This window comes from Pirellulales bacterium, assembly GCA_019694435.1.
Lineage (GTDB): Bacteria > Planctomycetota > Planctomycetia > Pirellulales > JAEUIK01 > JAIBBZ01.
Map to the genome: position 1 here is coordinate 213,011 of JAIBBZ010000005.1, position 15,726 is coordinate 228,736.

A 15,726-nucleotide genomic window follows, 5' to 3' on the forward strand; every position below is an offset into this window, starting at 1 on the left:
GCAGACCGAGCGCTCCAGGGGGGATCGCCGGGGCCACGGAACAGCCTCGGTGCCGGCGTAGCGGCCTTTCGCGTACGAAATACTCTCCACTTGCTTCGCGGCTCAGGGATGTGCGCGGAGTCCTGCCAACGGTCTGCGAGGTGCCAGGTGATCAGGTTCGGCCAAGCAAAGCGTTTGACCATGCGCGGCGGACGCCGCGCCGGCGGCAGGCTTCGCAGCACGGCCGGCGACCACGGGGCCTACGTCACGCAGCTGGCGTGCGAGGCGCTCGAAAGCCGGCAACTCTTGACCGCGCTCGACGATTACGTCGCGGCGTTCGATCCGAACTATCACTATTCGCTGGTCGCGACCACGCCGGGGCCGAATTTTACGCACTACCTCATCGACATGACGTCGCAGCAATGGCGCACGGCCCAAGAGGTCGACAAGCCCATCTGGCAGCACTGGGTCGAGATCGTCGTACCCACCACGGCCCTCCCGGGTACGGCGGTGCTCGTCGTCAGCGGCGGCAACAACGATCACACCACGCCGCCGCCCGTCACGCCCGAGCTGGTCCAAGCCGCGCTGGCCGCCAACATGGTGTTGGTGCACGTGCCGACGATTCCCAGCGAGCCGTTGCAGTTCGCCGACGAGAATTTCACCCGGAGCGAAGACGCGATCATCGCGTATACCTTCGACAAGTTTATCGACACGGGCGACCCGACGTGGCCGGCCCTGCTGCCGATGGTCAAATCGGCGGTGCGCGGCATGGACACCGCGCAAGACTTTCTCTCGCACCTGCCGATCCCGCGGCCGATCAACGACTTTATCGTGACCGGTGCCTCGAAGCGCGGGTGGACCACCTGGCTGACGGCCGCCGTCGACGAGCGCGTGCGGGCCATCGTGCCGGTCGTGTTCGATGCGCTGAACCTCGACGAGCAATTTGTGCACCAGATTTCCGTCTACGGCGAGCTGGGGCCGGCGCTTGACGATTACGTGGCGGCCGACATTCCCGGCAGGGCGTTCACGCCGCGCGGGCAGGAATTGCTGTCGATCGTCGATCCGTACGAGTATCGCGACCGGCTGACGCTGCCGAAGCTGGGGATCAACTCGACGGGCGACGAATTCTTCGTCGTCGATTCGGCCCAATTCTACTTCCACGATCTGGTCGGCGACTCGTACTTGCGCTATTTCCCCAATACGGGCCACGGGCTCAACCTGCCCGGCGGCACCGTTGCCGCGGTGACCGAGGCGCTGGTGCCGTTTGTCACGTCGACGATTCTCGGGACGCCGCGACCGCAGTTCACGTGGACCGTCCAGGCCGACGATTCGATCCTGGCTCTGGTCAGCACCCCGCCGCTGGAAGTGCGGCTCTGGCAGGCCACGGACGTCGATGGGCGCGACTTCCGCGCCAGTCAACCTAATCCACCGTTCTGGACCATGAGCGTGGTCTCGCCGATCGGGCTGGGGACGTATTTGGGCAGCGTCCAACCGCCGCCAGGCGGCGGCACGGCGTTCTTCCTCGAGTTCGTGTTTCCCAATCTGCCAGGCCTGCCGAATTACGTGTTCGATACGGAGATCCACGTCAAGACGGCGCCGGCGGCCGGCAACCAGACGCCGAAGGCCGGCGACGATCGCGCCGCGACGGCGATCAACCAGCCGATCGACATCAACATCCTGGCCAACGATACCGACGACGGGCCCCTGGGAGCGTCGTCGTTCATTCCCGTTTCGGGTCCCTATCATGGGACGTTTGCCGACGTCGGCGGGTTGCTGCGCTATACGCCGCAGGCCGGCTACTCGGGCGGCGATACGTTCGAATATCGCCTGCGCGATGCCGAGGGAGCTCTGTCGAACGTCGCGTCGGTGCAGATCCGCGTCGGCGGTGCCGTCGCGTTCTCGGGTCAGGTGTTTGTCGACGCCAACGGCAATAACGCGTTCGATCTGGGCGAAGTTGGCATTCCCGGGGCGCGCGTGCACATCACCGGCCAGTCCTGGCCGTTGGCCGTGGATCGGGTCGTGGTCACCGACGGAAACGGCAATTACTCGCTGACCGAAGCCGACGTCCCCAACTTGCTGCTGCCGGCAGGCACCTACAGCGTGACCGAAATCCAACCGGCCGCGTTCCACCAGGGAACCACCGGCACCGGGTATCGGATCGGCCCAGGAAACGAAATCCTGAGTACCTTGCCGGGTGCCGACGACCGTTTTGGCCCGTACCTGATCGGCGCCGCGCAGCAGGCCATCCAACTCAACTTTGCGGAGCTGGGGCTGCGGGCCGATTTCCTGGCGCAGATCGCTGGCGGCACCTACTTCACGGCCTCGGCGGGTCTCGGCGGCCTGGTACTGCCCGCGGGCGGGTCCTCGCAAGACATCAATCTCGCACAAGGGCCCGTCTGGTTTGCGCTCGACGGCGGCTGGGTCGGCCCATTGAGCGTGAACGCGACGTCCAACACGCTGTTGGGCAGCGCGCAAGTTTCGCTGTACGACAATCAGTTCCGCCAACTGGCCACGTCCAGGACGGCGGGCAACGCGGCGATTACGTATCCCGGTTCGACGACGGGCCCCTATTTTCTCAAGCTCGAAGGCACGAATTCGAGCGTCGACTTGTACGTTTCGGCGGGGGCCGCCGTAGTGCCGGGGCCCGATGCCGTGGAGACGATCGGCGCGTTCGATCCGAGCACGGCGATGTTCTACTTGCGCAACACGAACGGATCGGGCTTGCCCGACTTCACGCCGTTCCCGTTCGGCGCGCCCGGCTGGCAGGCGGTGTACGGCGATTGGGACGGCAACGGCAGCACGACCATCGGCGTGTTCGATCCGGTGAATGCGACGTTCTATCTGCGCAACTCGAACGGCTCTGGGCCGGTGAACGTGGCGCCGTTTCCATTCGGCGGTGCGGGCTGGCAGCCGCTCGCGGGCGACTGGAACGGCGACGGCGTCGACACGGTCGGCGTGTTCAACCCCAACAACGGCGTCTTCTATCTGCGCAACAGCAATAGCGCGGGCGCAGCCGACGGTGGAACGTTCCTCTACGGACTGCCGGGGTGGACGGCCGTCACGGGCGACTGGAACGGCGACGGCACCGATACGATCGGCGTCTTCAATCCCACGCAGGCCGCGTTCTATCTGCGCAACGCGAACAGCACGGGCCCCAACGACATTCCGACGTTTGCCTTCGGGGCCTCGACCTTTGTGCCGTTCGTGGGTGATTGGAACGGCGACCTGATCGACACGATCGGCGTGTTCGATCCGGCGACGGCGCGGTTCTTCTTGCGCAACACCAACAACAGCGGCGCTGCCGATTTTCCACCGTTCCTGTATGGCGCGCCCAACTGGCGGCCGCTGGCCGGACACTGGACCGCCGTCACGACGGTGTCCGGGTATTCGCTCGATACGCCGACGAGCAGTGCGACGGCCGGCGCCGCGCTGACCCCGGGCCAGGTCGGCGCGCTCTTGAACGAGGCCGCGGCGCGCTGGCTGGCCGCAGGACTGAATCCGGCGGGCGCCGCTCAGGCTGCGCTGGCCCAAGTGCAGATTGTCGATCTGCCGGGTACGCAGATCGCGCGCACGGTGGCCAGCCAGATCTTTCTCGACACGACCGCCGCGGGGAATGGCTGGTTCGTCGATGCTTCGCCGCAGGACGACAGCGAATTCGCCGCGGCCGTGGCCGGGCAGAAACAGGCGCAAGCTGGCTCGGCGGCGGCAACGAAGATCGACCTCTTGACCGTGCTGGCCCACGAATTGGGGCACGTCTTGGGCTTGGAGGACACGGCCGCCAACGGTACGGACTTGATGGCCGACCTGCTACCAGTGGGGGTCCGCCGCTCGCCCGTGGCCGCGCAGATCGACTTGCTGTTCGGTTTGGATGAGTAGTGCGGATTCTGCGGCCAATTAAGCACTTCGTGCCTGCCCGCAGAAGTTATTCCCCCTCGCGCGCGATTGCACGATCCGAGTTTTTTGCGCGATGCGCATACCTTGACACCCCCGCAGACTCGGTAAAGAGTGGAATTTCTCCGGTGGACGGCCCAGGTTGCATTGGGCGCGCCGGCAAGGCGGAGCAGGTCACCTGCCCGTCGCTCCACTAACCGTCGGGGGCGCCCCGTGGCTCGTTCCGCACGCCGTAAGCCGTCTGTTGGCCGCAAACCACGCCTGGGCGAAGCGCTCGAACGCCGCGATCTGCTCGCGGTCGATTTCGTGTTCTTGTTGCGCTCCAGTGCATTTCCAGAGGCCGATCCGGGCGTGCTGGCCCACGCATTGGCAGCGGCCGAGGCGGTCAAGAACGCGTTCAATTTCACGGACATCATCGATCAGTTTGCGGCCGAGCCCCCGAACAATGTGATCATCCCGATCGTGCTTTCGAAGGAGTCGCTGTTGGTGACTCCCGATGTGCCGTTTGTGCCCGTGTTCTCGGGGGCAGGCGCCACGCAGTTGATCCCGCGTACGAGCCTGGTCGACTACACCTTCGTCCGTAACGCCTTGTTCGGCGACGCCTTGAATGAACCGGACGACGGCATCGTCGGCGCGTTGCCACTACCGGGGCAGTTGAAGGTCGAAGCCAGATTTCCGTATTTCTGGAACAACCAGTTGGTAATGACCAAGACGCAGATGCGTTCTTGGAGCGCGTTTCCACCGCTGCTCGATCCCTCGTTCACACCCTACGCGTTGGACGACGAGGTAATCGTCGCCGGCACCAGCGACGAAGCCGTGGATTACGGATTGCAGACTGTGCTGGCTACCGACGCTGGCCAACAGTGCTTTGCCGATGCCCAGATCATCTTCGACAGTAACTTCAAATACGACGAAGACGGCGACCCAACGAACGGAATTCAGCCTGCCGAGGATGGCGTAATCAACGTCCTCGACGAGGTCATCTACCGGCTGCTGGAGACCATGGGGCTGGGCACGGCCGAATCGCTCGTGCCGAAACGTCCGCCGCTGGGATTCGCTGGACAGGTGCCGATCACGATCGGCGACTTGTTCCGCTTTGCCGACAACCTGCCCGGCAAGGACCCGCAGTCGATCAGTGACTTCCAAACGTTTGCCCGCTCGATCTCGCCGAGTGTGAATGACACGTACGACGACGGCACCGAGGAGTTCGTTCCCGCCGGGCTGGCGTTCTTCAATGACAATAACGTCGTATTTCCGAATCTGCTCGATCAGGCAACGGCGCAGTTTCTGGACCTCATCGGTTGGGATATCGATACGAACGCGGCCCCGAATGCCGTTACCGATGTCGTCAACGTGCCGGAAGACACGTCTATCGTCATCAACATTCTGGCGAACGATTTCGATGTCGACGGCGCGATCATCCCGTCCACCGTGCAGATCGCCAAGCTGCCCGATCACGGGACGATCGCGGTCAATCCGGTGACCGGCCAGGTGACCTACACGCCGTTCGCCAACTACAACGGGCCCGACAATTTCCGCTACTCGGTTGCCGACAACGACACGAAGCGCAGCTCGGTGGCCAACGTGAACATCACGGTCGTACCAGTCAACGACCTGCCCGTGGCCGGCAACGACCAGGCGACCACCGCGATCAACGCGGCCGTGTTCATCCCGGTCTTGGTCAACGACGCGGATGTCGACGGTTCGCTCGACCCGGCGACCATCGAGATCGTCACGAATCCGACCAAGGGGATTGCGCTGCCGCAAGCCAACGGCGGCATTCTGTACACTCCTTCGCCGGGCCAGACGGGCGGCGATTTGTTTGAATACCGCGTGAAGGACACCAATGGCGGTCTTTCCAACACGGCCCGGGTCACGATCCGCATCGGGGCTCCCGTGCAGTTGGCCGGGCAAGTCTATGCCGACTTGAACAACAACGGCGTGCGCGATCCGGGCGAGGCGGGAATCCCGGGCGTCATGGTGACGCTGCGCAAGGACGACGGTCCCTACACGTTCCAAGGCCTGATCGTCACGACCGACGCCGATGGGCAGTATTTATTCGCCGAGGGCGCCGGCAAGCCTGTGCTCCCGGGCGGCGTCTATACGATCGTCGAAATCCATCCGCAGCAGTTCAACGACGGCATCGACACGGCCGGCGCGCCGGCGCCGGGCGTCGTCGCGAACGACCTGTTGGGCACGATTACGCTCACTCCAGGCGGCGCGGCGATCGGCTTCAACTTTGGCGAGCGCGGCCTGCGGGCCGATGCGGCGGCGGCCAACGTGTCGAACCGCTTCTTCCTGGCCACCGACGCGGCGCCCCAGTTCCTCTCGAGCCTGTTCATCACCGGCAACGGCACCGGCGACGGCACGAGCGCCACGTTTGTGGCCAATCTGTATTACGAAGTGCTGTTCCGTGAAGGCGACGCCTACGGCGTATCGTACTGGACCACGCAGCTCAACACGGGCGCAATGTCGCGCACGGCCGTGGTCAACGCGTTCCTCAACTCGTACGAGTACCGCGGCAACCTGATCAAGTCGTACTTCCAGAAGTACCTCGGCCGCGACATTGACAACTATGGCCTGGGCCAGTTCTTCACACTGATGAACGCCGGCTGGACCGAAGAGCAGGTGCTGGCCTTCATCCTTGGATCGCCCGAGTACTATGCCAAGCACGGCGGCACGACGAGCGGCTTCACGACGGCGCTGTTTGCAGATCTGCTGGGCCGTGTGCCGAGCGCCACGGACGTGCAGCAACTTTCGCGTTACAGCCGCACGCAGTTGATCGACATCGTGCTCTCCAGCGACGAAATGCGGGGCCTGCTGCTCGACGGCAACGTGTCGTTCGGCGGATGGTACGACCGCTACCTCGGACGCAACGCCGACACGCCGAGCAAGAACACCTTCTTGCAACTGCTCCGTAGCGGCGGTTGGAACTGGCGCGCCGTACAAAGCTACTTGCTATCGTCGAACGAGAACTTCCTGTAGTCGCTAACGCGACCAGGGGGAGTTCCGATCCCATGGCCAGGGGCCGCCAGCCGCGCTTGCTAGCGCGGCTGTGTGTTTTTCTAGACGCCCTGTTTTGCCTGTGCGGGCCGCCATACTCACCGCAATTTGCCCCGGCGAGTGGTTAAATCGCAAGCTCGGTCGACCTGGTAAGCCGGGACGATCGTACGGCCGGGCGCGTTTCTGTTGGAATCGTCGGCACAGACGGTCGAATCGATACAACGTGCACTACCCGTGCAACCCGTCTGACCATCCTTTCGACCGTCATTCGACCCGGCAAAGCGCGAAAGGGAAGACTGTGAAACGCGCCATTTGGATGTTGGTTGCCCTCTGTGGCCTGGCCGCCTTTGATGGCCTGGCCTGGGCCGAGAATACCGGCGAGCCGCTGCTGCCGCCGCGTACCAAGAAAACTGCGCGAACCCGCGTGAGCGACCCGCGACAGTACACTCCCTTCGCAGAGCAGGAGAAGCAGGCGCCGGCGGCCCCCAAGCGGGCCACCATGGCCAGCGATGTCACGCCTGTGCGGTTGGCCCAGGACGAGCAAATGCTCGAGCCCGAGCCCGATCCGGCCATCGCCACCGACGCCCCCGTCGTCGAAGACCAGGCGCCGACCGCGTTGCCGGAGATGCCGGCCTCGGAACTTCCGATCGAAACGATGCCTGGTCCGAACGCCGGGGCCGCGATGGCCACGGACGAAGGCTGCCAGACCGGCTGTCCGACCGGCAGCCCGGGCTCGTGTGCCGTCGGCGACTGCAACGGGGGATGCGATGGCGCCTGCAACGGCTCGTGCGATGCGTACGGCGGGTGCGGCGGCTGCGATGCCTGTGGGGGCTGTGGCGGTGCCGGTTGTGGCGCGTGCCGCGGTGGGTTGCTGAGCCGCTGGTGCGCCTGCGGCTCGATGTTTGAGAGCTTCTGGCACGAGGTGCATTCCGGCCGGCGCATTTGGTTCGAGACCCAAGCCCTGAGCTGGTACACGCGCTCGATCAACTATCCGCCATTGGCCACCTCGAGCCCGGACGGAACACCCCAAGCCGTAGCGGGCGTGTTGGGACAGCCGACGACGACCGTGCTGTTCGGCAATCAGGATCTCGACAACGATCCGCGTGCCGGTGGCCGAATCAACTTCGGCCTCTGGCTGATCGACGGTCAGTTCCTCGGTGTCCAGGGCGACTACTTCGCGCTGGACGAAGAGAAGAACACCTTCTCAGCGGAGTCGACGGGCGATCCCATCCTGGCGCGACCGTTCAACAACGTACAGACGATGACGCCCGACGCCTCGATCATCGCCGGCAACGGCATCACCGATCCGCGCTTCGGTACGGCCCTGGTCGATCTCGATGGCAGCATCGTGATCGACACGCATAGCCGCACGCAGGGCGGCGGCATCGGGCTGCGCAAGCCCACCTGGGTCAGTTTCGACGACAACTATCGGGTTAATCTGCTGGGAGGCTATCGCTACTTTCGCCTCGACGAGGGCGTCTCGATCCACGATACGGTCTTCCCGCAGGGCGGCCCGTTCGTACCGGGCACGAGCTTCCAGACGTTTGATCTGTTCGACACCGAGAACGAATTTCACGGCGGCGAGATCGGCATGTTGCTCGAGTTCCGCAAGAGCGTCTGGTCGTTGGACCTGTTAGGACGCGTGGCCTTGGGCAACATGCGGCAGCGTATGGAGGTGCAGGGCTACAGCGTGATCGACGATACGATCAACCAGGCCGTGGTGAACGACGGCCTGTTGGCCCAAAGCACGAACATCGGCATGCATCGCGTAGACGAGTTCTGCGCAATTCCGGAGTTCGGGGCGAAAGTCGGCCTCTCGGTGACCGATTACTTCCGCGTGACGTTCGGCTACACGTTTATCTACATCAGCAGCGTGGTCCGCGCGGACGATCAGATCGACCTGAACCTGAACCTCTCGCAAGCGGGCGGCGGCGTGCTCGTCGGCTCGCCCGAACCGGCCGCGTATCTGCGCGACACCGACTACTGGTTGCAGGGCATCAACTTGGGCGGCGAGTTGAAGTTCTAAGCCGCTCCGTTCGCAACCTGGCGGACGACGAAAAACCGACAGCCCAGGGGCATGCACCCTGGGCTGTTCGCGTTCGATGTTCAGGCCTGCGTGCGCGACCTAACGCCGCGGCGCCTGCTCGAGAATCGTCACTCGCTTCGCGGTGACGTGCGGTTTGTCGAACTCGGGCACATAGCCGATGGTGCCAATCACGCCGACCTCGCGGCCGACGTACAGGCCCAGGTTCAGCCCCGGCGCCGAGGTCACGAAGCTGCGGATCACACCGTTGGGGTCGAGTAGCGCAAAGGCGGGAGCGCCCGCGTGGCTCGATTTGACGCGTGCCAGGCGACCCTGCCCGTCGTAGCGCGGGCTGCCGACGCTCGTGCCCGCCGGGTCGTTGGCGGCGTATTGAGCCTGCTCGTCGACGGCCTCGACCAGCCGCGCGCGCTGTTGCAGATCGGCGAACCGCTGGATGCGAGCGATCAGATCGCGTGCGCGGCCGCGTTCCAGCGCCGTCGTCGCAATCGAATAGGCCCGTTCGGCGCGGGCACGCACCTCGTCGAGCGACCAATCGGCCGGCTCTTCGGTGACCATCAACGACAGGTAGAGTTCTAACTCGGTCAGTTCGGTGTCGAAGTCGTCGGCCGGTACGCTCGACAGGCGTTTCGAGGTTCGTTTGCGGCGCGGCGCCTCTTCGGTGCGCGGCTGCCGGTCGAGGTCGACGGCGTCGCCGGGCTCGGGCTCGACGACAAAATCGCGATCGCGCGAGGCGACGCGTCGGCTACCGGGCGTGCCTGCGTAGCTGCGCTGCGGGGGCTCGTCTTCACCATGCACGATTGGCGCGCCGTCCAGCTCGTCGAGTGCCTCGTCGTCGGGCGAGTCGCCGCCGCGTTCAAGGCGCGCGATGATGCGGTTCTTGTAGGCCTGGCGATTGCGAGGCTGATCGACCGAGGCCGGATTGCGATCGACCAGGCGTCCGGCAATCCAGCGAAACTCGCCCGATGGCGGGGCGATCTGGTACCAGGTCTGTTCGTTGGGTCCCTCGCCGAAACGCTTGGCACCCAGGATTTCTACTTCCTCGCCGCGATAGAGCTGCACCTGGATCACGTCGCGCTGGTCGCCCAGCATGCTGCCGACGCGCGCGGCCACGCGGTCGCCTTTGACGACCGCGAGATTGTCTTCCTTGATCTCCAGGAACTCGCCCGACACCCAGCTAAAGCTGTTCTCCGGCGGGCGGATGGCGTACCAGCCGCCCGGATCGTGGCGGTAGACCTCGACTTGCGCGCCGCGCGCCAGGCGATCGGTCGGATAGTAGTTTTCGCCGGGTCCGCCACGCACGTAGACGTCGTCAGCGACGACAAAGGCGACGTAGGGAAACTCTTCGGCAGTCGCCGGCGCGACGATCGCGGCGCAAATCATCGCGGCCCATAAGATCCGCGCAGGCATGGTGAGCCTCCCAGCGGGCGGCCGTGTCGGGACAAGATCGCAAAGACGGGGTGGAAGTAAGTACCCGAACGTGCGCGGTGGCTTCAATGTCAGTTGGCCGTGGCGGGCACCGGTTTGCCGCAGTTGGTTCCGAGAAGTAGAATCGAGCCCCCGCCGAAATTGCCGGGCGAGTTGCGCGCAACTTGTGGAATTCCAGACTGTTAGAGCAATAAGCACAGGCCCCATGCCTCGATACAACCCGGCCACGATCGAGCCGAAGTGGCAGCAGTACTGGGAGCAGAACCGGACCTTTGCCGCGCCCGCGATGCCGCAGGGCGAAAAGGTCTACGTCCTCGATATGTTCCCCTACCCCAGCGGCGACGGGCTGCACGTCGGCCATCCCGAGGGGTATACGGCCACCGATATCGTGTGCCGCTATCACCGCATGCGCGGTCGCAGCGTGATGCATCCGATGGGCTGGGACGCGTTCGGCCTGCCTGCCGAGCAGCACGCGATCAAGACCGGCACGCCGCCCCGCATCACCACCGAGAGAAACATCGCCAACTTTCGCCGGCAGTTGAAGATGCTCGGTTTCAGCTACGACTGGGACCGCGAGGTGGCGACGACCGACGTGAGCTATTTTCGCTGGACGCAGTGGATCTTTCTCACACTCTTCGACACCTGGTTCGACGCCGACGAGCAGCGCGGCCGGCCGATCGCCGAGTTACCTATTCCGGTCGACGTCCGGGCGGCCGGAGTCGAGGCCGTGCGGCGCTATCAGGACGATCATCGGCTTGCCTACCAGCTCGAAGCGCCGGTCAACTGGTGCCCTGCCCTGGGCACCGTCTTGGCCAACGAAGAGGTGATCGGCGGTGTGAGCGAGCGCGGCGGGCACCCGGTCGAGCGGTTGCCCATGCGGCAATGGATGCTGCGGATCACGGCCTATGGCGATCGCTTGGAGCAGGATCTCGACCTGGTCGCCTGGCCCGAGAGCATCAAGCTGCTGCAGCGCAACTGGATCGGCCGTAGCACGGGCGCCGAGGTCGACTTCTTGCTACCCCCCGCCGGGGCGAATCCCGCGCGGGCGCTCGAGGCCTGGCGCGCACAGCGGCGGGCCGATGGTTTTCCGAGGCAGCCCGGCAGCGACGTGCTGCGGATCTACACGACGCGCCCGGACACGCTGTTCGGCGCGACCTATATGGTCATTGCGCCCGAGCATCCGGCGGTCGAGCGGTTGACGACGTCGGCCCAGCGCGCGGCGGTCGAGGCCTACTGCCAACAAGCACGCCTCAAGAGTGACCTCGATCGAACGGACCTGGCCAAGACCAAGTCAGGCGTGTTCACGGGAAGTCACGCTCTCAATCCGGTCAACGGCGCCGAGGTGCCGATCTGGGTCGCCGATTATGTGCTGATGGGCTACGGCACCGGGGCCATCATGGCCGTGCCGGCCCACGACAACCGCGATTTCGAGTTTGCCGTGCAATATGGCCTGCCGGTTCGCGCGGTCGTCGATCCGGGCGAGCAGCTCGAAGCGGCGCAGCGCGCAGCTGTGCTGGCCGGCAAGCAGGCCTTCACCGCCGTCGGCACGGCCATCAACTCGGGCAGCTACAACGGACTCACGACGGTGGAGTTCAAGCAGCGCATCGCCGCGGATCTGGCCGCCGCGGGCTGCGGCCGCGGCGCCGTGAACTACAAGCTCCGCGACTGGTTGTTCAGCCGGCAGCATTTTTGGGGCGAGCCGTTCCCGATCTTGCACGAGTTGGACGACGCCGGACGCCCCACGGGACTGCTGCGCCCGGTGCCGGAGCACGAGTTGCCGGTGCTCCTGCCCGAGATGAAAGAATTCAAACCGCACGGCCGGCCCGAGCCACCTTGGGCCGAGGCGCCCGAGGAGTGGCTGTATCCGGTGATCGAGGGACGCCGCTACCTGCGCGAGACGAACACCATGCCGCAGTGGGCGGGCTCGTGCTGGTACTACCTGCGGTTTCTCGATCCGCGAAACGACCAACGGCTGATCGACCCCGAGGTCGAGCGCGCGTGGATGCCGGTCGACTTGTATGTCGGCGGCGCCGAGCATGCGGTTTTGCACCTGCTCTATTCGCGTTTCTGGCACAAGGTGCTTTACGATCGCGGCTTGGTGGCGACGCCGGAGCCGTTCACGCGGCTGGTCAATCAGGGCATGATCCTCGGCGAAATGGAGATCACCGGCTATCAGGACGCGGCCGGCCGGTGGGTGAGTGCGGCAGAAATTGCGGAGGATGCTGCGGGCAAGCCGATTTGCGCGGCGGACGGCGCGGCGGTGCAGGCCGTGAAGCTGCCGCCCGATGCGGCGCAAAAGCAGGGCGAACATTTCGTCCTCGCGGCCGATCCGTCGATCCGTCTCGACAGCCGCAGCTATAAGATGTCGAAAAGCCGCGGGAACGTGGTGAACCCCGACGCGGTGGTGCGTGAATATGGCGCCGACGCCCTGCGGCTGTACGAGATGTTCATGGGGCCGCTCGAAGCGACGAAGCCCTGGAGCATGACCGGTGTGAACGGCGTACGCGGATTCCTCGACCGGGTCTGGCGGATGCTGGTCGACGATCGGGCCGAGGCCGCATTGCTGAATCCCGCGGTTCAGGACATTGAACCGAACGAGGAGCAGTTGCGCGTCTTGCACAAGACGATCGCCGGAGTGACGGCCGACGTCGAATCGTTGGGATTCAACACGGCCATCGCCAAGATGATGGAGTTCACCAACTACTTCACTAAGGCCGACCCTCGGCCGCGCGCCGTCCTCGAACCGTTTGTGCTGTTGCTGTCGCCCTTCGCTCCGCACCTGGCCGAGGAGCTATGGCAACTGCTGGGGCACGCTCGGACGCTGGCCTACGAGCCCTGGCCCGTGCACGACCCGGCGCGGCTGATCGAGAGCTCGGTCGAAGTGCCCGTACAGGTGAACGGCAAGGTCCGGGCCCGCATCGTCGTGCCGAGCGACGCCGCGGCAGACGACCTGGAGCGAGCTGCCAAGGCCGACAGTCGCATCGCCGAGCACCTGGCCGGCAAATCGATCGTCAAAGCCGTTGTCGTGCCGGGGCGGATGGTGAATTTCGTCGTGAAGTGACGCCGGTCTTCGCCGGCGATGTTCACTGTAGATGAGGCCAGGCGGCTGAAAGCTCTTCGAGCGCCGCCGAAAAAGCGCCGAAGCTGCCCGCGTCGAACAGGACGAATCGCGCCAGCTCGGGCAGGGCCTGGCCCGTGTCGAGCAGGAATTCGGCCACGGTGTTCAAGGCCACGCGAGCGGCCAGGTCCATGGGGTAGCCGTAGGCCCCCGTGCTCAAGGCCGGTAAGGCGACGGTGCGGCAATCGTGCGCCGCGGCCAGGGCGAGCGACGTGCGATAGGCCGAGGCGAGCAGTTGGGCCTCGCCCGAATTTCCGCCGCGCCACACGGGCCCAACCGCGTGAATCACGTAGCGCGCGGCGAGAGCGCCGCCGCGCGTGACCACGGCCGAACCAGTCGGGCAGCCTTCGGGATAGCGTTGGCGCGTTTCGGCCATGATCTGCGGGCCGCCGCGCCGATGGACCGCTCCGTCGACGCCGCCGCCCCCCGCCAGGGCGCAGTTCGCGGCGTTCACCAGGGCGTCGACTTGTTGGGCGGTAACGTCGCCTTGGACGAGTTCCAATCGCTTCTTGCCGAGCGAGCGCCACATGGTTGCCACCGCCGGGCCGTGTTGCAGAGACGCTGTCTACCGCAGGGTCGCGGTTGTGAGGATTGTACGGATCATAGCCGGGCGGTCACGGCCGACACCATCCATCGCGCCACGGCAGCCGATCGAAAGTCGATAAGGAGAGCTGTTCGATGTGCATCCGGTTGCGTTGGCTCGTGTTCGCGTTGGTCTTGGTGGGCGTAGGGCCAGCCGCTGCGCGCGATTACTACGTCAACAATGTCGCCGGCGACGACGGGTTCGACGGTAGCGCCGAACGAGCCAGCGGTGGAGGCACCGGACCGGTCCGGTCGATCAACCGGGCGTTGGCGCTGGCCTACAAGGGCGATCGCGTACGCTTGACGGCCACCGGACAGCCGTATCGCGAGTCGCTGGCGCTGGTGGGCCACAAGCACAGCGGCAACGGCTTCACGCCTTTTGTGCTCGACGGGCGCGGGGCCGTACTCGACGGTTCGGTCGAGGTTCCCTTGATGGCCTGGGAACACTTTCGCGACGACGTTTATCGCTTTCGCCCCCGGCGGCAGGCCTATCAGCAGCTCTTTCGCGATCAGTTGCCGCTGGTGCGCCGCGAGCTGACGGCCGACGGAATTCCGCCGGAGTTGCAGCCGCTCGAGTGGTGCCTGTTCGACGGCTACGTCTATCTCCGCGTCGAGGCCGAGAAGCTGGTGCGCGACTACCACCTGACACACGCCGGTTTGCAGACGGGCATCACGCTGTACCACGCGCACGACATCATTCTGGCGAACATCACTGTGCAGGGATTTCACCTCGACGGCATCAACGCCAACGATGTAGTCGGCGAGACGGTCTTGGCCGGCATCACCTGCCGCGGCAACGGGCGTGCCGGGCTCACGGTCGCTGGCGCCAGTCACGTGCAGGTGCTTGACTGCGTATTGGGGGACAACGGCCGGGCACAGCTCTATTGCGAAGGCCCCGCCGTGGCCACGGTGGCCCGTTGCGATCTGATCGGCAACACGGCGCCGCCCATTGTCCAGCGGAGCGGTGAGGTCTATCTCGACGGCAAACTGGTCGAAGACGCCGCCAAGGCCCCGCGACGCTGGTAAACGTTCGGCGCCGCGACCCGGTTCAGCCGCCGACCAATTTGCGGGTAATCTCGGCCACGTGCCGGCCTTGGAACCGCGCGATCGCCAGCTCGTTTTCTGTGGGGCGCCGCGAGCCGTCGCCGCCGGCCAGCGTGCCGGCGCCGTACGGCGAACCGCCGGTGATTTCGGTCATATTGACCAGTTCCTGGCACGAGTACGGCACGCCCACGATGATCATGCCGTGGTGCAGCAGCGTCGTGTGAAAGCTGGTAATGGTCGATTCGTGGCCGCCGTGTTGCGTGCCGGTCGAGGTGAACACGCTGCCGACTTTGCCGATCAACTTGCCCTGCGCCCAGAGGCCGCCGGTTTGATCGAGCAGGTTGCGCATCTGCGCGGCCATGTTCCCGAATCGCGTGGGCGTGCCGAAGATGATCGCGTCGGCATCGGCCAGTTGTCCCGGCTGAATCACCGGCACCTGGGCAAACGTGGCCCGCGTGGCTTTGGCGCCGCTTTTTTCCAGTGCTGCCTCGGGCATCAGCTCCGGCACTTGAAACAGCTCGACCTCCGCGCCCTCGACTTCGCGGGCGCCCGCGGCGACGCTTTCGGCCATCTGGTAGACGTGCCCGTAGGTGCTGTAGAAAACGACGTGGACCTTCATTGCGACTGCGCTCCGGTTGAA

At 65.2% G+C, this 15,726-nt stretch carries 8 protein-coding genes; 5 read left to right on the plus strand and 3 right to left on the minus strand.

Annotated elements, in window-relative coordinates; translation table 11 throughout:
* The first annotated feature begins 180 nt into the window (after positions 1 to 180).
* The 3 genes from K1X74_07050 (at position 181) to K1X74_07060 (ending at position 8,899) form a co-directional block, all read left to right on the plus strand.
* On the plus strand, positions 181 to 3,855 hold the full coding sequence (locus K1X74_07050; GenBank protein ID MBX7166091.1) for a hypothetical protein: 3,675 nt from the start codon (positions 181 to 183) through the stop codon (positions 3,853 to 3,855).
* Between the two features lie 228 nt (positions 3,856 to 4,083).
* Positions 4,084 to 6,855, plus strand: coding sequence for a tandem-95 repeat protein (locus K1X74_07055; protein MBX7166092.1), 2,772 nt, complete (start codon positions 4,084 to 4,086; stop codon positions 6,853 to 6,855).
* 334 nt (positions 6,856 to 7,189) lie between these two features.
* Positions 7,190 to 8,899, plus strand: a complete 1,710-nt coding sequence (locus K1X74_07060) for a BBP7 family outer membrane beta-barrel protein (GenBank protein ID MBX7166093.1) — start codon at positions 7,190 to 7,192, stop codon at positions 8,897 to 8,899.
* A 99-nt stretch (positions 8,900 to 8,998) separates the two neighbouring features.
* On the opposite strand, the gene K1X74_07065 is transcribed toward K1X74_07060, so the two are convergent.
* Positions 8,999 to 10,324 (minus strand): hypothetical protein, encoded by a 1,326-nt coding sequence (locus K1X74_07065; GenBank protein MBX7166094.1) that lies wholly within the window; start codon positions 10,322 to 10,324, stop codon positions 8,999 to 9,001.
* A gap of 223 nt (positions 10,325 to 10,547) precedes the next feature.
* Between K1X74_07065 and leuS the strand changes: the two genes are divergently transcribed.
* Positions 10,548 to 13,403 carry a leucine--tRNA ligase gene (gene leuS, locus K1X74_07070; protein MBX7166095.1) on the plus strand — a complete coding sequence of 952 codons (2,856 nt, stop codon included), beginning with the start codon at positions 10,548 to 10,550 and terminating at the stop codon, positions 13,401 to 13,403.
* 22 nt (positions 13,404 to 13,425) lie between these two features.
* Here the strand turns inward: leuS and K1X74_07075 are convergent, their stop codons facing one another.
* Positions 13,426 to 13,989 (minus strand): O-acetyl-ADP-ribose deacetylase, encoded by a 564-nt coding sequence (locus K1X74_07075; protein ID MBX7166096.1) that lies wholly within the window; start codon positions 13,987 to 13,989, stop codon positions 13,426 to 13,428.
* A gap of 149 nt (positions 13,990 to 14,138) precedes the next feature.
* Between K1X74_07075 and K1X74_07080 the strand changes: the two genes are divergently transcribed.
* Entirely contained in the window at positions 14,139 to 15,068 is a 930-nt protein-coding gene (locus tag K1X74_07080; protein ID MBX7166097.1) for a right-handed parallel beta-helix repeat-containing protein, read from the plus strand.
* Positions 15,069 to 15,090: 22 nt separating this feature from the next.
* Here K1X74_07080 and wrbA read toward each other — a convergent pair whose 3' ends face one another.
* Positions 15,091 to 15,705, minus strand: coding sequence for an NAD(P)H:quinone oxidoreductase (gene wrbA, locus K1X74_07085; GenBank protein ID MBX7166098.1), 615 nt, complete (start codon positions 15,703 to 15,705; stop codon positions 15,091 to 15,093).
* Positions 15,706 to 15,726 lie beyond the last annotated feature (21 nt).

Bases quoted from the DNA above. Each gene is read 5' to 3' on its own strand.
- K1X74_07060 (MBX7166093.1), top strand. From the start codon at position 7,190: ATGTTGGTTGCCCTCTGTGGCCTGGCCGCCTTTGATGGCCTGGCCTGG.
- leuS (MBX7166095.1), top strand. From the start codon at position 10,548: ATGCCTCGATACAACCCGGCCACGATCGAGCCGAAGTGGCAGCAGTAC.
- K1X74_07080 (MBX7166097.1), top strand. From the start codon at position 14,139: ATGTGCATCCGGTTGCGTTGGCTCGTGTTCGCGTTGGTCTTGGTGGGC.
- K1X74_07050 (MBX7166091.1), top strand. From the start codon at position 181: ATGCGCGGCGGACGCCGCGCCGGCGGCAGGCTTCGCAGCACGGCCGGC.
- K1X74_07075 (MBX7166096.1), bottom strand. From the start codon at position 13,989: ATGTGGCGCTCGCTCGGCAAGAAGCGATTGGAACTCGTCCAAGGCGAC.
- K1X74_07065 (MBX7166094.1), bottom strand. From the start codon at position 10,324: ATGCCTGCGCGGATCTTATGGGCCGCGATGATTTGCGCCGCGATCGTC.
- wrbA (MBX7166098.1), bottom strand. From the start codon at position 15,705: ATGAAGGTCCACGTCGTTTTCTACAGCACCTACGGGCACGTCTACCAG.